We start from the raw sequence: 18,446 nt of genomic DNA, 5'->3' as shown, positions 1-18,446 counted from the left end.
TCAATAAGCTAGCGCTTTTGTTCGTTTGCTGCAAACGCTGTACGCCATTTTTATCTAAGGTGCAGAGTTTTTTCTTTGATGATATCTCGTAGCCAAGTTAACGCTGGGTCATTTTCTCTGTCACGATGCCAAAACAAAGTGTATGCCATCGGCGGGAATTCCATTGGTAAAGGAACAACCACTAAGTCGAGTTGTTTAGCGACGAGGTAAGTAAAGTGGCTTGGTGCGGTAAACACAAAGTCGGTGTAAGTACACAGGCTTGCAGCGCTATTGAAGTCTGGTACAGAAATAGCGATATCACGTTGGTGACCAAGGTCGGCAAGTTTGTAGTCGAGTAGCCATCGATCGTTCCCATCACATCTTACTTGTACATGACGCTGCGCAAGGTAGGTTCCCAAATCCCATTTACCACTTAGAGCAGGGTGGTTACGCCTTAACACACACATCTGTGCATCACGGTAGATCTCTTGTTCGCAGATATCGTCTGGCGGCAGCATAGTTAAGCGCGCGTCGTTGATGTCGATGTCTTTGCCTGTGAGTCCGATATCTAACTCACCAAGCTGTAGCTTCTTAAAGGTTTGTTCGGTCCACGCGTGGGTGTTGATATTGACCTTAGGGGCTTGTCGAAATATCGCCGGTAAGAAGTGAGGAAGAATCAGCGGGTAAACACTCTCAACGGCAGCAATGTGAAAGCTGTGGTCGCTATTGTTGGGAATGAATGTCTCAGGCTGAGTGAGAACATCAAGTTGGTTGATCAACGTTTCTAACCGAGGCTTAAGGAAAACAGCTTTCGGTGTTGGACGTAGGCCATGAGCACTTCGTGTGAAAAGGGGGTCATTAAATTGTTCACGAAGCTTGGCTAGCGACTTACTCACCGCTGACTGGCTCAAGCATAATCGATGTGCGGTGCGAGTGACACTCAGCTCTTCCATCAGCACCTGCAAGCAAACCAATAGATTGAGGTCGAGGCGTGATAGTTTCTCGATATTCATGTGAGTTTCCTATTTGGAATAATGCTAATGAGTATATGCCATTTTTGTTCATATCTTTAGTTGGTTATTATGCACCTAAATTAACTCATTCGGAGAATCTTGTGCCTTCTAACGCGCTTCCAACCCCTAGTAAACTGCAGGTTGCTTTATTGGCAATGCTGGTTCTATTTAGCCCTTTGGCTATAGATATTTATCTTCCAGCTCTGCCACAAATTTCAACAGCGTTTCACGTGGAACACGCACTAGCACAAGATACGATTACTTGGTTTTTATTCGCCATGGGTGTCGGGCAATTATTTGCAGGCCCTTTGGCTGATAAGTTAGGACGTCGAACCGTTGCATTGGGAGGTGTTAGTATCTATGCATTGAGTGCTTGCTTGGCGTGGGCAGCTCAATCGATTGATATGATGCTAATAGCTCGGCTGCTACAAGGCTTAGGAGCTTGTGCGACTTCTGTAGCAGCCTTTGCGACGGTTCGCGATCTATTTGGCCCTGAGAAGAGTGGCCGTATGATCAGTTACCTCAATGGTGCCATTTGCTTTATTCCTGCACTAGCACCGATTCTGGGTGCTTGGTTAACTCAACAGTTTGGCTGGCGCTCGAACTTTAGCTTTATGGCTGTGTTCGCTGTCGTGGTTGGCACCATTCTGTTTTTCCAAATGAAAGAGTCTAACCCAGCGACAGAAAAGGTCGCGGTGTTCAAACTTGAGCGTTACTGGTCGGTATTGAAAACACCATCATTCATCTTCCATGCGACATTGTGCTTGATGGCGATGGCGGTCATTCTTGCTTACGTTACTTCTGCGCCTGTTGTGTTGATGGAAAACCTAGGTTTGACGATGAACGAATTTACCTTCTGGTTTGGTATTAACGCGGTTATCAACATCACGGCTGCATTCACGGCACCGAAGTTCATGGACCGTTTTGGCACCTACAAAGCATTGGTTGTCGGTATTTCAACGCTTGGCTTAGCGGGTGTGGTTATGTTGGTGCTTGCTGAGCATGCTAGCGCGATCGCATTCATGCTGCCGATTTTCCTATCTTCAGTTGGCTTCGCTTGGATTCTTGGTGCCGCAGCCGGTAAGGCACTTGAACCTTTTGGTGACCGTGCGGGTACCGCAGCTGCGTTGCTTGGCTTGTTCCAAATGAGCGGTTCTGGACTGCTTGTTGGTACGATGCAACGTCTTGATTTAACGTCTCAAGTGATGATTGCGCTGCAAATGTTCCTTATTGTTCCTGCATTGTTGGTGCTTGCGAGCAAAGCGGGTAAGTCATGGCACACGACGTTTGCTAAGGCATAAGTCTCAAGGGTGACAAAATATACAAATGGCGGTTTGCGAAACGTTAAAACATGGTATATTTGTCACTCATTGAAACGTTAGTCCCCAACGGAAAATACTGTAATGTCATTAACAACCTACGAAATGGCGCGCATCTTAGAACAAATGGAAGATGCACCTGAAAAGGTCATGTTTGGTAAATTGCTTAAAGAGCTAGGAAACCAAAGTGAAGAGCGTATTCGCAGTGCGGCAAAACAAGTTCCAATTGATACTTTGCGAGATATCATTTACCAATTTCAACGCGTGGTTGAATCTCGTAAAGGTGAACAAGTTCAGCTACTAGCAAAAGAGCTAGCCGAGCAAGGTATCTCTGCTGAAGAGCTACAAGCTTTTCTAAACAAGTAGTTTATTCCAGATAAAAAGAAACCACTCAATTGAGTGGTTTTTTGCGTTTTGGACCTATGTAAATTTAGAGACCATGGAAAAGAGGTTTAGTTTTTGAACTGCGCTTTTAAGATTCTATCAAGTGAAAATGGTCCAGCTCCCCATACCACGACGATAAGAATCATTAATCCCCAAAGCTGATGATCATAGAAGCCTTGTGCCCACAATACAGGGTATGACACGACGGCCATGATATTGAAAACGAACAGCACTGCAGCCATTGGTCGGGTTAACAAGCCAAGCGCTAAGAATACCGGCAGAATCAATTCAGCTGCGGTACCCATGTAAGCGGCCAACTCCCAAGGCAAAAGAGGCACTTGGTATTCCAATTCAAACAAGTAAAGGGTGCTATCCCAAGTGGCTATTTTGGTGAGTCCTGAATTAAAGAAGACCCATGCCACCCATAGGCGACAAAACAGAAGTAGTACGGGAACAAAAAGTGCCTGTGATTTCTCAATCAAACTGTCGTATTGAGCCATCATGTTCGTGACTGTGTTGTTATCCATATTATGTCTCCAATTCGGCATTGATTGAAAAGCCTGAGATGACGTTCAGTGCCATGACAGTATTCAGATGTTGTAGTAGTAAAGGGTCTATCGCTGAGAGCGTTTGACCCGATTGAAATTCGGTTAATAGTTGGTGGCTTTCTTGCGTCAAACGATGGCTCTCAATCTGTGAATTTTCCGCCCGGATTAACACCCCAAATTCAGGTTGGTTGATGTCTAACCCATCGAGTTGTTGCTGATAGATAGCCTGCTCAAGCGCGATAATCGTATAGCTAGAATTAATTAGCGTTATTGAATCTTTGAGATGAAAGACTAAAGCGCCTTGTTGTTCTTGCGGTACATCAGCTAAACGAGAAAGAGGACGTTGGTCGACATGTGATTCTGAAACGCATCTCACCAAGCTATCTTTTTGCCATTCATACAAAGCCACTTCAGCGAGATAAGGTGCAGCCTCGATAACCGCAGGAAAGGCTTGGATAGTTTGTTCAAAGTGTTCACCGTAACCACTGACATCACCAGAGGTTGATGGATAACTTAAGACATGTTGACGAGCCATTTGTTGGAAGCACTCTTCACCAACCAGCATTTCAGTGAGTGGGTAGGTTGCTGCCAGTACTTCGCTCAAGCTAATCACAAAGTTGTTGCGGTAAATCTGGATGCGTTGCTCATCAGTAAAATGGTCGCTCACTATGTCGCAGTGCTCACCATTGTTTTGATAGCGTAGGGCGTTAGCAAACTCCGATTGCACATTAGTTAAAGAGTGGCTCATGATGCGCGACTCCTCTGGTTGAACTTGTCGTGTTGATACAAGATATCGCTGGCTTTGGTTGCTTCAGTCAATAAAATTTGTGGCTCTGGGATATCTAAATCCCACTCAATCAAGGTATGGCGCAACCCATGTTGTGCTATCCAGTCAGTGTAGAGTTTCCACACTTCGTCACAGACAGGTTTACTGTGGGTGTCTATCCAGATCTCACCTTGTTCGAGTTTCTTTTTGGTAAAACCTGCCAAGTGAATCTCTTCCACTTTGTCTGCAGGAATTCCGCTTAAGTACTTTTCACAGCTGAAACCATGATTAAAAGATGAGACAAAAATATTATTGAAATCGAGTAAGAGGCGACATTCGGTGCGCTTCTGTACCTCGGCCAAAAATTCCCACTCTGGGATGGTTGAATGCTTGAAGGCAAGGTAACTCGATGGGTTCTCAATCAGCATAGGGCGTTGCAGGCCGTCTTGAACCTCGATGACATTGCGGCAGAAGACTTCTAACGCCTCTTCGGTATAAGGCAGCGGTAACAAGTCATTGAAGTAATGACCGCCGGTCTGACTCCAGCTTAGATGATCAGAAACCAAGAAGGGCTCGATATCATCAATCAGGTCTTTTAACTGCATCAGATGATGTTGATTGATGCGCTCAACAGAACCTAGCGACAATCCAACGCCGTGACAACTTATGTTGTGTGCGTGGCGAATCTCTCTCAGTTGTTGACGTTGCGGTGATTGAGCTAAAAAGTAGTTCTCGCTGTGCACCTCTAACCAACTCACTAAAGCTGGGTTTTGGCTAAAGAAGTCCAAGTGCGGTGTTCTAAGGCCAACCCCTGCGTTGGGATGAAGAGTTTGAGTCACAACGATTCTCCTAATAGGAAGTGGAGGTGAGCTGAATGTCAGCTCACCATACTAAGCAGCTCAATTATGATGATTGAGTGTTACCACCTGATAATTTGCCACACAGTCCTTTAGGAACGACCACGAATGCATCGGATTGGTTGTCTTCTTTGGCTGTACCCGCACATGAACTTGTTTTGGTTGCACAATCATTTTGGCCAGCTTTTGCAACGCCGTAGCATTTCTCTTTTGCTGCTGCTTCCGCAGGTGCTGATGTAAGAACTGCACCGCCGAACGCTAGTACACTTGTGATTGCAGCTGTAACAGCAAGATTAGAATTTTTCATAGTCATTCCCTCTAGGACTTAATAGTATTTTTATATCGCAGGTTAATAAGTTGTTAACTTGCTTACTAAAAAGGATAGGAAGAACTCGGAAATAATTTCACTGCATTATAAAAAATATCAATATTAATGATGTATTAGCTATTAAGTTGCTGATTATATGATGTTATTTTTTGATTGTTTTTTCTTCTTATTATCCTAAACGCAGCCTAGTGTTTAGGTTATAATCAGCTTTTATGTATAAATACCCAGTAGTGAGCATATCCAATGATAGATCCTTCGCTTTTACTCGATGGCCTAAACGATAAACAACGTGAGGCGGTCGCAGCACCTTTAGAAAACCTACTTATTCTGGCAGGTGCTGGCAGTGGTAAAACGCGAGTGTTGGTGCATCGCATCGCTTGGCTGCAAAGCGTAGAGCAAGCATCGCCGTTCTCTATCATGTCGGTTACCTTCACCAACAAAGCGGCAGCAGAGATGCGTGGTCGTATTGAAGAGTTGATGATGGGTAGCTCGTCGGGTATGTGGAACGGTACCTTCCACGGTATTTGTCACCGCATCCTTCGTGCTCACTACCTAGATGCAAAACTGCCAGAAGATTTCCAGATCATTGATTCAGATGATCAGATTCGTTTGCTACGTCGTTTAATCAAGGCGCAAAACCTTGATGAAAAGCAGTGGCCTGCAAAACAAGCTTCTTGGTGGATCAATGGCAAGAAAGACGAGGGATTACGCCCAAATCACATCGACGCCTACCATGATCCAATAACTCAAACGTGGTTAAAGATCTATTCTGCTTACCAAGAAGCATGTGACCGTGCTGGCTTGGTCGACTTTGCGGAAATCTTGTTGAGATCGCATGAACTATTGCGCGATAAGAAACACATCCGAGAGCACTACCAAGCTCGCTTCAAGCATATCCTTGTCGACGAATTTCAAGATACCAACAACATCCAATACGCTTGGTTACGTATGATGGCGGGCCCGGATTGTCGCGTGATGATCGTGGGTGATGATGACCAATCTATCTATGGCTGGCGTGGTGCCAAGATTGAAAATATTCAGAAGTTCTTGGATGAATTCCCAGGAGCTTCAACGGTTCGACTCGAACAAAACTACCGTTCAACCAAAACCATTCTGCAGGCGTCGAACGAGCTTATCTCGAACAACACTGAGCGTATGGGTAAAGAGCTGTGGACCGATGGCAACGATGGCGAGCCAATCTCAGTTTACTCGGCTTATAACGAGTTAGATGAAGCGCGTTTCACGGTCAGCAAAATCAAAGAGTGGCAAGAGAAAGGCGGTGCGCTAGAAGATACCGCGATGCTTTATCGTAACAATGCCCAATCTCGTGTGCTTGAAGAAGCTTTGATTCAAGGTGGTCTACCTTACCGAATCTATGGCGGCATGCGATTCTTCGAGCGTCAAGAAATCAGAGATGCCTTGAGCTACCTGCGCTTAATGAGTAACCGCAGCAATGATGCGGCATTCGAACGTGTCGTCAATACGCCAACGCGTGGTTTGGGTGATAAAACGTTAGAAACGATTCGTCTTGCGGCGCGTGACCGTGGTGCAACCATGTGGCAAGCCAGTATTGCTCTGATAGAAGAGCAAGTGCTTCCAGGCCGTGCTGCGGGTGCATTGAGCCGCTTTATCGAGCTTATCAATGCGCTTGAAGATGACACCATAGAACTGAGGCTTCATGAGCAAACCGACCACGTGATCAAATCGTCGGGCTTGTTTGCGATGTACGAGCAAGAGAAGGGCGAGAAGTCGAAGGCACGTATTGAGAACTTGGAAGAATTAGTAACGGCAACGCGTCAGTTTGAAAAACCAGAAGAAGCGGATGAAATGAGCATGCTAACAGCATTCTTAACTCATGCGGCTTTGGAAGCGGGTGAAGGCCAAGCTGATGAGTTTGATGATGCGGTTCAGTTAATGACTTTGCACAGCGCCAAAGGCCTAGAGTTCCCAATGGTATTCATGGTTGGCGTTGAAGAAGGTATGTTCCCAAGTCAGATGTCTGCCGAAGAAGCGGGGCGTTTAGAAGAAGAGCGTCGTCTGTGTTACGTAGGCATGACTCGTGCGATGGAGAAGCTTTACATCACTTACGCTGAGATGCGTCGTTTGTACGGTCAGGACAAGTACCACAAACCGTCACGCTTTATTCGTGAACTACCAGAGACCTGTCTGGATGAGGTTCGTATGAAAGCGCAAGTGAGCCGTCCTGCAAGCAGTGGCCGCTTTAGCCAAACCGCCGTGAAAGAGAACTTTAACGAAACAGGTTTTAGTTTGGGTTCTCGCGTTAAGCACCCTAAGTTTGGTGAAGGCACTATCATCAACTTCGAGGGAAGTGGCCCGCAGAGTCGAGTTCAAGTCGCGTTTAACGGTGAAGGCATCAAGTGGTTAGTAACGGCTTATGCTCGTTTAGAACAGTTGTAATCTGCTACTTCAGCATGTAGAAAACAGTTCGATATCTGAAACTATTCAGCATTGAAAAGTAATCCGTATAAAAAACAGAAAGAGCAGCCAATGGCTGCTCTTTTTTTATTGCTCGATACCGACCTAAATTAGGTTAATACGAGCTGAAGACATTGTTGCCTCAAAGTGAGACTTACAGTGCTGCAAGTGCCGCTTCGTAGTTTGGTTCTTCAGTGATCTCTGCAACTAACTCGCTGTGTGTTACCACACCTTTTTCATCAACAACGACAACTGCACGTGTTGTTAGGCTTGCTAGTGGGCCTTCAGCAATCGCCACGCCGTAGTCTGATGCGAATGCAGGAGAACGGAAAGTTGAAGCGTGTTGAACGCCTTCAATGCCTTCTAGTTCGCAGAAACGGCCAGCGGCAAACGGTAGGTCAGCCGAAATACAAACAACAACCGTGTTCTCAAGTTCTGCTGCTTTTGCGTTGAACGTACGTACGCTCGTTGCACAAGTTGCTGTGTCGATGCTTGGGAAGATGTTTAGAACCACTTTCTTGCCTTCAAGAGAAGCAAGAGTCAGTTCAGAAAGGTCGCCTGCAGTCAGTGCAAAGCTTGGTGCTTGTTCGCCAGTTTGTGGGAATGTGCCTGTTAGTGGTACAGCAGCGCCTTTGAAGGTAACGTGTGACATGAATTTGTCCTTAGTTTAATTATGGTTATGAAACTAGTTGAGCCTAGTAAGACTTACGTTACTCGGAAGTGGTTAAGAAGTGAATGCTTTAAATGTCAGAATTGTAATTAAAGGTCTTTGATTTATTTGTTTGAGAGAAGAATAAGTGAAACGACAGATAAAGAAAAACCCCGAGAGCTTGCGCTCATCGGGGTCTATAGTCTTACTCGCAGCAATCCGGCTACTAAGTGTGCTCCATGCATCAAATCCATGATAGTGTGCTGTTATCCTTCAGCGTATTCCTTTCGTCGCCTTCCTAGCGGTGTCCTTGATCTTATCCTGATCTGCCAACAATCCTCGTTAGCGCGCGTCACTTGTTCCTTGAGCGGTGTCCTTTCATCATCCTGATGTTCAGTCCTTTCCTCGTCCAGAGGTGTCCATTGTCTTTCCTTAGTAGCAACCATCCTAGTTACTATTGCGTCCATTCAATGTCCATTTCGCTATCCATGCCGATTATTCATCCTGAGTAATCGAATCTTCATCCTGAAGATAACCAAGTCCTTGGCGTTTCCTGTTCCGTGTCAGCATCCTTCCGACTCCATTCATATTACCGATTCCTTATTTATCAGCAATGGTGCATAAGCGAATTTCTATATAATTATTTGAATGATAAATATACATATCGTTTTATTTCAATTGGTTAGGGAATCTAGGTGACCAATTTCGTCATCAAATATCGATATTTACTCACTGCCTTGTGAGAGATCTCGCACAAGGCAGCGAGTAAAAAGGGAGGATTATTCCCTACTGACCAATGGCTGCACCTTCACGACGAGGGTCTGCAGCGCCTTCTAAACCATCTTTTGTGATGCGAATCGCGTGTAAACCAGAGTTAAGATCGCGAACGTTGACCTCAAATCCCATCTTTTCTAGCTCAGGTTTGAAGTTTTCCGCTGATGTTCCTTTTTCCAAATCTAAGGTACCGAAGCGGTTTAGGAAGTGCGGTTGATTGATGGCTTGCTGAATATCCATGTCCCATTGGGTATGGGCAATAATGGCTTGTGCCACATAACCTATGATACGGCTGCCTCCCGGAGAGCCAATTGCCATGTAAGGTTTATCGTCTTGCATGATGATGGTCGGTGCCATTGAAGAGCGCGGACGCTTACCCGGTTCAAGTCGGTTGGCGATAGGCTTACCATCGTTATGGGTCTTGAATGAGAAATCCGTCAGTTCGTTGTTGAGTAGGAAGCCTCTTACCATCAAGCGTGAGCCAAAGGCATTCTCAATGGTGGCGGTCATCGACACGACATTGCCATCGCTATCGACAATATTGAAGTGGCTGGTGGACGGTAATTCAATAGAAACATCTTGGCTTCTCTGCATGGCGTGATCCCACGGCGGTGTGCCTGAAGATGCGCTTGCCAATGCCTTACCTGCGGTAATTAACTGAGCACGTTCCTGCAAATAGTCAGTATTCACTAACCCTTGGGTAGGCATTGGCACATAATCTTGATCCGCCATGTACATACCACGGTCTGCAAAGGCTAGGCGAGAAGCATCTGCTAACACTTGCCAAGATTTAGCGTCGTTTGGTCCCCATGATTTAAGATCAAACTGCTCGGTCATCGCTAAGATCTGCCCAACCGTTAATGCACCTGAACTTGGTGGACCCATTCCGCACACTTGGTAGCTTTCATAAGCAGAACAAACCGGCTCGCGCTGCTTAATCGAATAAGCGTCGAAGTCTTTCTGTGCTAATACGCCCGGGTTACCTTTCGCTGTTTGCACGGTATTGATGATGTCGGTAGAAATCTCACCTTGGTAAAAGGCCTTAGCACCGTTCTTAGAAATAGCGTTTAACGTTGCCGCGTACTCTGGGTTCTTAAGTTGCGTGCCAGCTGTTTTCGGGCTGCCATCGGCATTGAAGAAGTAGGCTTTGGTAGTGGCAAAGCGGCTTAGTCGCTGTTGGTCATTTTCAATCAAGGTGGCTAAACGTGGACTAATAGTAAAACCTTCTTCAGCCAGCTGAGCAATAGGCTTAATCAGTGATGCCCATTCGAGCTTGCCGTACTTCTGGTGAGTGTCCCACAGTAATTGCACCGTGCCTGGCGTGCCAACAGAACGACCGCCAACCACGGCATCATAGAATTTAAGCGGTTGGCCGTTTTCGTCTTGGAATAGACGTGGTGTGGCATCAAGTGGTGCAGTTTCACGGCCATCGTAGGTTTTGAGTTGCTTGTCCTTGCCATCAAAATAAACAAGGAACGCGCCGCCACCAATACCTGAAGACTGAGGTTCCACTAAGCCAAGCATAAGCTGCACAGCAACCATGGCGTCAATCGCGTTACCACCACGAGCAAGTACATCAGCACCGGCTTGTGTGGCAAGAGGGTTGGCCGCGGTGACCATCCAATCGTTGGCTTTAATGAGCTGTTTGGTTTCTAAACCACTACTTTGTTCGGGTGCGACGGAATCGGCAGCTTGATTTGCCCAACTGACGTGAGAGGCAAAAAGTAGGGTAGAAGTGGCGAGGGTTGTTAGTTTTATTTTCCACTGCATGATCTTCTCCTTTTAATATGCAGAGCTAGATTGGCAGTGGAAAGATGAGATAGCCAGAGTGTTGTTAACGAATTGTAATCTTGATTCGAATTTAAGCGATTAAACCGGACAGCGACTGCCAAAGAATACTCACGCCAATAAGGCTGAATACCACGCCACATAAGCCATCGATGTATACCGTTGCTTCGCTGAGTTTCTTTTGCAATGCTTTAGTCGAAAGCATCCAAGCCAGTAGTGAGAACCAAAACAGAGACAGACCAAATAGGATGATAAGCGCAAAGCCTTTACCTGACAGAGACATGTCGGCAGGCACTAGGCTCGACATTAAACTAATAAAGAACACCAAAGCCTTTGGGTTGAGAATATTGGTCGCAAACCCTTTCGAAAATGCCTGACGCTTATTGGTCAGAATCAGATCGTTGGAATTGACGGTATCGTCGTCATCGTCGTGGTTCTGAATGATTTGCCAGGTTGCTTTAAGTGCTCCGTAACCTAAGTACAGTAAGTAGCTACCGCCGGCTAGTTGGATAATGGCAAACAATGTGGGTTGCTGGTGGACTAGGTAACTGATTCCCGTCAGGCTCAGTAATGAGTGCAGTAAGATCCCGCAAGATAAACCAAGCGCAATGTACAAGCCTGTCTGGCGTCCGTGACGCGTCGCATTTTGCACGACTAACGCAAAATCAGGGCCGGGGCTCATCAAAGCGATGAAGTGGATAGAGGCTAGGGTGATCAGTATGGTGACTTCGTTCATCGTCAGTTCTCAATAACGTTGCCGCTATTTTTAAATAAGTAATCGTATTGAGCGTAGCTTACCGTGATTTGAAATCGAGCAATTGTAAATTATCAACACTTAGTTGATTTGTGAGGGTGGTACACCGAACGTGGTTTTGAAAGCCTTAGAGAAGTGTGCTTGGTCATAGAAGCCTACTTGGTGCGCGACCTTGGTACCACATATCCCAGACTTAATCAGACGCATGCTCTGTTCCATACGTAAACGGCTCAGCCATGCATAAGGCGTAATGCCCATTCTGTTTTTAAAATGGCGTTGGAATTGAGTCGTGGTTAAACCACACAACTCAGACAATTGTTCTAATCGCACTGGTTGATCCAAGTTCGCCATCAAGTAGTCTTTTAGCGTATCAATCGATTGATTACCCAGTTTGATGTCACTCTTCGATCCAAATTTCGCATAACGATCGACAATCGTCGAGAACCCTTCGAAAGGTAAACAATCTTGAGCGAGCTGGCTGATGTTTTGATGGATTAATAGGCCGTGTAAGTTGCGTAATTGTGAAAATGCAGCTTGATCGGAGAGGATCAACTCAGAAAAGCCTAATGTGTGACCATTCTTCTTGGGATCGGCAAGATCTTGAAACCATTGGGGAGAAACTGCAAACACACTGACTTGATAACCCGAATCGAGTTTGGAGTGCCCATCATGCAGCTCATCGGGTGGCATGATAACAACTTGGCCAGCACCAACATTATGGCTCGTCCCTTTATAGACGAATTTCTGTTGTCCTTGGGTAATTAAACCAATGTGAAAGTCCAAATGATAGTGGCGCTGGAAAGCAAACTCTTGGTATTGAGCTTGGATCAGGCTGATATCTTCTGTTGGGGTAGAGTAATAGTGGACTTTATCCATGGTACAAAAAAGCTTGGTCAAATAGTCATCAATTCAACCAAGCTTATCTTCGTATTAAGGTATTGTCTTGTAAAAAACGATCAGTGTTACTGCTTAGCGCGTTTGTTCTTTCTGTTGTTACGCAGACCGTCAAAGCTGAATATCACCAACGCTCCCCAAATAAAGGCGAAGGTAATCGCTTTGTCACTGGTAAACGCTTCGCCATAAATCAGCACCGCTAGCAAGAACATTAAGCTTGGTCCAATGTACTGGAAGAAGCCGAGGGTCGATAGCTTCAAGCGTGTTGCAGCGCCAGTAAAGCACAGCAGTGGAATGGTGGTAATAACACCAGCCGCAACCAATAATAGATTGAGTTGCATCGGGTTCATTGAGAAGTCCGAGGTTGGGCTATCAGCAATAAACAGTAGGTACGTTGCTGCGAGAGGCAACATAACCAGAGTCTCAATGAACAAACCTGTTTGCGCTTCTAAGCTCACCTTTTTACGCAGTAAGCCATAAAAACCGAAGCTAAAGGCTAGGGCAATGGCGACGATCGGCACTGAACCGAAGGCAATTAATTGGATTAATACGCCAATCGCAGCAAGAGCCACTGCAAACCATTGCAGCTTACGTAAGCGTTCGCCGAGGAAGAGCATCCCGAGCAACACGTTAATCAGTGGGTTGATGTAATACCCCAAGCTGGCATCAAGCATGTGATTGGAATTCACCGCCCAAATAAAAATAAGCCAGTTAGCGCCCACCAAAATAGACGTCGCCACCAAATAGAGCATTTTTGGTTTCGAGGTCAGGATGTCGCGGACTTTACGCCAGCTGCGGCCAATGTGCAGTAAGAAAGCGAGTAGGAAAAAGGACCATACTACACGGTGGCTAAGGATCTCTAACGGGGATACGTCACTTAAAGATTTGAAATATATAGGGGCGATCCCCCACATGGTGTAGGCGCCGACGGCAAGCAAAACTCCCTGGCGCGTACGTTGTTGTTCTTCCTGTGTCATGCATCTTTCTCTAGCACTGAGTGCTTATTAATAAGATTTATAAGAGAGTTGGTCAGTATAGGAGCGATAACCCTTTTCACCTAACAATTTGCGGTTTAATTCGCCAGCGTTCCCCTCTACAATGTGCGACTTGCTTGCCGAAGATGCTTGCTGATTTCATACCTCGATTAGGAACCATAATGACCGCCACTCTGATTGCTGAGCAAATACCAACTCCCGCGAATGATGCGCAAACCATCTTGCAAGATGTGTTCGGCTATCAAAGCTTTCGCGATGGTCAGCAAGAGGTCATTGATTTGGCCGTTGAGGGCAAAGACAGCTTGGTGATTATGCCAACCGGTGGCGGTAAATCTCTGTGTTACCAAATCCCGGCTTTGGTTCGTGAAGGGCTGACTCTGGTTATCTCACCGCTGATTTCGTTGATGAAAGACCAGGTTGATCAGTTGAAAGCCAACGGTGTCGCGGCAGAGTGCATTAACTCGTCGATGCCGCGAGAGAACCTGATTTCGGTCTTTAATCGTATGAACTCAGGTCAGTTGAAAATGGTGTATGTCTCGCCAGAGCGCGTGTTGATGCGTGACTTTATCGAGCGTCTACAAGGCTTACCGCTTTCGATGATTGCGGTCGATGAAGCGCACTGTATCTCTCAGTGGGGACACGATTTCCGCCCTGAATATGCATCATTAGGCCAGCTTAAACAGTATTTTCCGGATGTGCCTTATATGGCGCTAACGGCAACCGCTGATGATGCAACGCGCAAAGATATTATCTCGCGTTTGCAGTTGGTGGATCCGCATACGCATTTAGGTAGCTTCGATCGCCCTAATATTCGTTACAACTTGGTTGAGAAGCATAAGCCCGTGTCACAGGTGGTTCGCTACCTAGAAACACAGAAAGGCAATTGCGGCATCATCTACTGTGGTAGTCGCAAGAAAGTGGAGATGGTGACCGAGAAGCTGTGCAATAACGGTATTCGCGCTGCGGGTTACCATGCTGGCATGGATACCGACGAACGTGCTTACGTTCAAGAAGCTTTCCAACGTGATGATATTCAGATCGTGGTAGCGACTGTGGCCTTCGGTATGGGTATCAATAAACCCAACGTGCGCTTTGTGGTGCACTTTGATATTCCACGCAATATCGAATCTTACTATCAAGAGACTGGCCGTGCGGGTCGTGATGGCTTGCCTGCTGAAGCAATGATGCTGTTTGACCCGGCTGATATGGGTTGGCTGCGTCGCATGCTGGATGAGAAAGAAGAAGGCCCACAGAAACAAGTCGAGATGCACAAGCTGAACGCGATGAGTGCCTTTGCCGAAGCGCAAACCTGTCGTCGTCAGGTTCTATTGAACTATTTTGGCGAATATCGCGAGAAGCAATGTGGCAACTGCGATATCTGCCTCGATCCACCTAAGCATTTTGATGCGACTAAAGAAGCGCAGAAGGCATTGTCTTGTGTGTACCGTGTCAATCAGTCGTTTGGTATGGGCTACGTGGTCGAAGTTATGCGTGGCATGCAGAACATCCGTGTCCGTGATAATGGCCACGATAAATTGTCTACTTACGGTATTGGCCGCGACCATAGTCATGATTACTGGATCAGTATCTTCCGTCAGTTGATTCACAAAGGCTTGCTGTTCCAGAACATTACTCGTAACTCGACATTACAGTTAACAGAAGAAGCCCGCCCGTTACTGCGTGGTGAGATGTCTTTGGAGTTGGCTGTTCCTCGTTTAGATACCGCGGTGCGTAATGCGAAGTCCGACAAGCTGAGCAGTAAGAACTACGATAAGAAGCTGTTTGCGAAACTGCGTAAGCTGCGTAAGTCGATTGCTGATGAAGATGGCTTACCACCTTATGTGGTATTCAGTGATGCGACGCTGATTGATATGGCTGAAATCCTACCCACATCTTATGGTGAGATGCTGGCAGTGAATGGTGTCGGTCAACGCAAACTCGATAAGTACGCTGATCCATTCTTAGATTTGATTCAAGAACACATCACCACACACGGCTAATTGGCTGATTGCTAGTTTTCAGAAGCGTTTAGCTTATAAGAACGGTTAGTTTATAGAAAAAGAATAAGGTTAATAGGGACATGACAACACAAACAGAATTTGGCTTAAGAGAGTATTTGGCTGAGGAAGGGCGTTTATTGATTACGTCTCCGAGTTTTGATTTTGATTCTTACGAAGTGTTAGGTGAAAAGCTAGTGGCGTTACTGTCAGCGTCTATAGTTGAAAAACAATGGGACGCCGATATGCACTCTTGGTTGATTGATTTTGAAGATTGTCGAATGTTTTTAAAGTCTGAGCATTACAGCGAATCAATTTGGTTTGAGTCGCTAAACGCGGAAGAAAGCCGAGAAGAGTTTGATTATCTCGCGACGCTTTTCAAGCGCGGTTTCTAACTTTTGGCATGGTTTCTAACTTCAAGCGTGGTTTCTAACGTTTAGCATCGCTTCTAAAAACATAGCTTTAAAAAACAGAGCTTCTAGCGTCGTTCACCAATAAAAGTGAGGATAAACGTTTGCGTTTGTTCTCACCATTGCAGCCAAAATTGATTAATGTATAATCGCCCGCCGCTCAGCAGAGCAATTTATAGAAACATTTTTAATTCACATTATTGGTAAGAGCTTTCTTAGTTTATTCGAAGAAATGACTCGATTTGGGTTCCCTCACCCCCAAACCAAACTAAAAAGGTACAGCATGAGTAACTTTACCCCTGCGCAACAGCGCAAAGCCCTAGCACTATTAGTTTTGTTCCATTTGGTGATTATTGCGTCAAGCAACTATTTGGTTCAGCTACCTTTTACCGTCTTCGGTATGCACACCACTTGGGGTGCTTTCACTTTCCCGTTTATCTTCCTAGCGACCGATCTCACAGTACGCATTTTTGGCGCGCAGCTTGCTCGTAAAATTATTTTCTTAGTGATGTTGCCTGCACTGGCCGTTTCTTATTTATTGTCTGTGGTGTTCTTTGAAGGTTCATTCCAAGGCTTTAGCCAACTAGGCGAGTTCAACCTGTTTGTTGCACGCATCGCAGCGGCAAGCTTCATGGCTTATTTGCTCGGTCAGATCTTGGATGTGCATGTGTTCAACCGCTTACGCCAAATGAAGCAATGGTGGGTTGCGCCAACGTGTTCGACACTTTTTGGTAATGCCATTGATACCATCGCGTTCTTTGCGATTGCCTTCTACCAAAGCCCAGATCCATTCATGGCTGAGCACTGGACTGAGATTGCGTTGGTTGATTACGGATTCAAACTCATCATTAGCTTAGGTTTGTTCGTGCCGATGTACGGTGTGCTTCTTAATTACGTGGTTAAGAAGTTAACCGCAGTGAACCCTGATTTTAAAGCGACAGGTGTTAACGCTTAAGTTTGAGATTTGTAACACAAAGCATTAATGCAGCGATAAGAAAAAGCCCAAGTTAGGCTACTAACTTGGGCTTTTTTAATTTCTAGCGTCAGATACTAATATCAGAGGCATTCAATATTCAATGGCCAGCCAATATCGGTTTGTCTATTCGACTCGATCTCTAGCTCAGCAGCGGTCAGCGGGTTGTCTGCTAGCCATTGCTTAGAAAGCGTTAAGGTCAGGTTGTTACCATCGGTTGCAAGCTTAAACTCAGGCTCTAGCGCTGGATTGCGACGGTGGGTCAGCAAAATAGCTAAACGCAGAATTCGTAAAATACGCTTGCTGCTGGTGCCTGAGATTGCATGTTGCTCTGGCAATGAGGTTAACTGTTCACGGTAGCGACGTGTTAACTCACCCAAGTAGTGCTTTTGCGCTCGAGTAAAGCCTGGCAGGTCTAAGTTCTGCAGTAGGTAAGCGCTGTGCTCGCCGCCTTTTTTGAAATCGATGGTTAAACCAATCTCATGAAGCTTAGCTGCGGTTTGCAATAGCACGCCAGCTTGAGGTTCTGAAACCCACTCTTCGGCGCCCGCTTGCTCTAACAGAGTTTGTGCGACGACAGCAACTTGTTCACCGTAGCTTACGTCCATTTGGTAGCGTGATTGCACGCTCTTGACGGTACGCGCACGAATATCTTCTTGGCGAAGTTCATCCACCATCTCGTAGGCTAGGCCTTCACGGAGTGCACCGCCTGCGAGTGTCATTGAATCAATTTCAAGTAGCTCAAAAATAGCGATAAGAATAGAAAGGCCACTTGGGAACACTAATGCACGCTCTAGGGTCAATCCTTCTATTTCTAGCTCTTCCAAGCGCTCGGTAATCATAGCTTGTTTCTGTAGACGCTTAAGTTTGGCATGAGTAATGACTTCATCCATGCCTTGCGCCAACATGATTTCTTGCAGTGCTTGAACGGTACCACTGGCACCAACACACACATCCCATCCGATATCAGTGTAGCTATCTAGAATAGGAGCCAACGTAGACTTAGCCGCTTCAATGGCATTGTTAAAGTTGGTTGCGGTTAATTGGCGATCTTTAAAGTGACGCTCAAGCCAGGTAACACAGCCCATCTTCAGGCTAGTTAGTGCTTTCGCTGAGAAGCCTTCACCTATGATCATTTCGGTGCTTGCGCCACCAATATCAACCACTAGTCGGCGGCCACTGCCACCAGAAGTGTGTGCTACGCCTTTGTAAATAGTCGCAGCTTCTTCTTCACCAGAGATAACATTGATGTCGTAACCAAGAATCTGGTTCGCTTTCTCTAGAAATATATCCACATTGATAGCGGTACGTAGGGTCGCTGTACCCACAATGCGGATATTTTCTTTCGGAATATCTTGCAGTCGCTCTGCAAAGAGACTCAAACAGTCCCAACCGCGCTGCATAGCTTCTGTACTAAGCGCATTATTTTCATTTAAGCCTGCTGCTAAACGCACTTTACGCTTAATCTTAGCCATGGTTTGTACGCTGCCATCGATGTGACGCACAACGAGCATATGAAAACTGTTCGACCCGAGGTCGATTGCAGCATAAAGCGGGGGTGACACTGTTTGACTCATAAGCG

General features: G+C 45.9%; 17 protein-coding genes. 6 read left to right on the top strand and 11 right to left on the bottom strand.

Annotation, left to right across the window (positions count from 1 at the left end; all coding sequences use genetic code 11):
• Positions 1–50: 50 nt before the first annotated feature.
• Positions 51–992, bottom strand: coding sequence for a LysR substrate-binding domain-containing protein (locus AACU28_RS23125; RefSeq protein WP_004736656.1), 942 nt, complete (start codon positions 990–992; stop codon positions 51–53).
• Positions 993–1,093: 101 nt separating this feature from the next.
• Here AACU28_RS23125 and AACU28_RS23120 point away from each other — a divergent pair, with 101 nt between their 5' ends.
• Together AACU28_RS23120 and tsrA are read left to right on the top strand one after the other, a co-directional pair.
• Positions 1,094–2,293 (top strand): multidrug effflux MFS transporter, encoded by a 1,200-nt coding sequence (locus AACU28_RS23120; RefSeq protein ID WP_029222012.1) that lies wholly within the window; start codon positions 1,094–1,096, stop codon positions 2,291–2,293.
• A 102-nt stretch (positions 2,294–2,395) separates the two neighbouring features.
• Complete coding sequence (gene tsrA / locus AACU28_RS23115; RefSeq protein WP_004736654.1) at positions 2,396–2,677, top strand: H-NS-like global regulator TsrA; 282 nt, start codon at positions 2,396–2,398, stop codon at positions 2,675–2,677.
• 86 nt (positions 2,678–2,763) lie between these two features.
• Here tsrA and AACU28_RS23110 read toward each other — a convergent pair whose 3' ends face one another.
• From AACU28_RS23110 to AACU28_RS23095, 4 genes are all read right to left on the bottom strand, one after another.
• Positions 2,764–3,222, bottom strand: coding sequence for a DoxX family protein (locus tag AACU28_RS23110; protein WP_004736653.1), 459 nt, complete (start codon positions 3,220–3,222; stop codon positions 2,764–2,766).
• A 1-nt stretch (position 3,223) separates the two neighbouring features.
• Positions 3,224–3,991 (bottom strand): HvfC/BufC N-terminal domain-containing protein, encoded by a 768-nt coding sequence (locus AACU28_RS23105; protein ID WP_061025853.1) that lies wholly within the window; start codon positions 3,989–3,991, stop codon positions 3,224–3,226.
• Positions 3,988–4,848, bottom strand: coding sequence for an MNIO family bufferin maturase (gene bufB / locus AACU28_RS23100; protein ID WP_061025851.1), 861 nt, complete (start codon positions 4,846–4,848; stop codon positions 3,988–3,990). Before bufB ends, AACU28_RS23105 begins: the two co-directional genes overlap by 4 nt.
• Positions 4,849–4,912: 64 nt before the next feature.
• Positions 4,913–5,173, bottom strand: a complete 261-nt coding sequence (locus AACU28_RS23095; RefSeq protein ID WP_004736650.1) for a BufA1 family periplasmic bufferin-type metallophore — start codon at positions 5,171–5,173, stop codon at positions 4,913–4,915.
• A 264-nt stretch (positions 5,174–5,437) separates the two neighbouring features.
• On the opposite strand from AACU28_RS23095, the gene uvrD reads away from it, so the two are divergent.
• Complete coding sequence (gene uvrD / locus AACU28_RS23090; RefSeq protein ID WP_017077758.1) at positions 5,438–7,612, top strand: DNA helicase II; 2,175 nt, start codon at positions 5,438–5,440, stop codon at positions 7,610–7,612.
• A 172-nt stretch (positions 7,613–7,784) separates the two neighbouring features.
• Here the strand turns inward: uvrD and tpx are convergent, their stop codons facing one another.
• The 5 genes from tpx to rarD all read right to left on the bottom strand — a co-directional run bounded on the left by tpx (position 7,785) and on the right by rarD (position 13,466).
• A complete protein-coding gene (gene tpx / locus AACU28_RS23085; protein ID WP_004736648.1) occupies positions 7,785–8,282 on the bottom strand; it encodes a thiol peroxidase in 498 nt (165 codons plus the stop codon).
• Between the two features lie 783 nt (positions 8,283–9,065).
• A complete protein-coding gene (gene ggt, locus AACU28_RS23080; RefSeq protein WP_121603640.1) occupies positions 9,066–10,823 on the bottom strand; it encodes a gamma-glutamyltransferase in 1,758 nt (585 codons plus the stop codon).
• Between the two features lie 91 nt (positions 10,824–10,914).
• Positions 10,915–11,577 carry a LysE family translocator gene (locus tag AACU28_RS23075; protein WP_017085657.1) on the bottom strand — a complete coding sequence of 221 codons (663 nt, stop codon included), beginning with the start codon at positions 11,575–11,577 and terminating at the stop codon, positions 10,915–10,917.
• A 99-nt stretch (positions 11,578–11,676) separates the two neighbouring features.
• Positions 11,677–12,471: a helix-turn-helix transcriptional regulator gene (locus tag AACU28_RS23070; RefSeq protein ID WP_017077762.1), complete on the bottom strand. Its 795-nt coding sequence runs from the start codon at positions 12,469–12,471 to the stop codon at positions 11,677–11,679.
• Positions 12,472–12,557: 86 nt separating this feature from the next.
• Positions 12,558–13,466, bottom strand: coding sequence for an EamA family transporter RarD (rarD, locus tag AACU28_RS23065; protein ID WP_102576333.1), 909 nt, complete (start codon positions 13,464–13,466; stop codon positions 12,558–12,560).
• Positions 13,467–13,645: 179 nt separating this feature from the next.
• Between rarD and recQ the strand changes: the two genes are divergently transcribed.
• The 3 genes from recQ (at position 13,646) to AACU28_RS23050 (ending at position 16,846) form a co-directional block, all read left to right on the top strand.
• Positions 13,646–15,484, top strand: coding sequence for an ATP-dependent DNA helicase RecQ (recQ, locus tag AACU28_RS23060; RefSeq protein WP_121603639.1), 1,839 nt, complete (start codon positions 13,646–13,648; stop codon positions 15,482–15,484).
• Positions 15,485–15,564: 80 nt separating this feature from the next.
• Complete coding sequence (locus AACU28_RS23055) at positions 15,565–15,876, top strand: DUF3630 family protein (RefSeq protein ID WP_059022278.1); 312 nt, start codon at positions 15,565–15,567, stop codon at positions 15,874–15,876.
• 298 nt (positions 15,877–16,174) lie between these two features.
• Positions 16,175–16,846: a 7-cyano-7-deazaguanine/7-aminomethyl-7-deazaguanine transporter gene (locus AACU28_RS23050; protein ID WP_004736638.1), complete on the top strand. Its 672-nt coding sequence runs from the start codon at positions 16,175–16,177 to the stop codon at positions 16,844–16,846.
• Positions 16,847–16,947: 101 nt separating this feature from the next.
• Here the strand turns inward: AACU28_RS23050 and gppA are convergent, their stop codons facing one another.
• Positions 16,948–18,441, bottom strand: coding sequence for a guanosine-5'-triphosphate,3'-diphosphate diphosphatase (gppA, locus tag AACU28_RS23045; protein WP_017095448.1), 1,494 nt, complete (start codon positions 18,439–18,441; stop codon positions 16,948–16,950).
• Positions 18,442–18,446 lie beyond the last annotated feature (5 nt).

It is taken from the genome of Vibrio sp. SBT000027, assembly GCF_963894355.1.
In the GTDB taxonomy this organism is placed as follows: Bacteria; Pseudomonadota; Gammaproteobacteria; order Enterobacterales; family Vibrionaceae; genus Vibrio; species Vibrio splendidus.
Note: the sequence above shows the minus strand (reverse complement) of the source record. Positions and strands in the feature narration are given on the sequence as shown.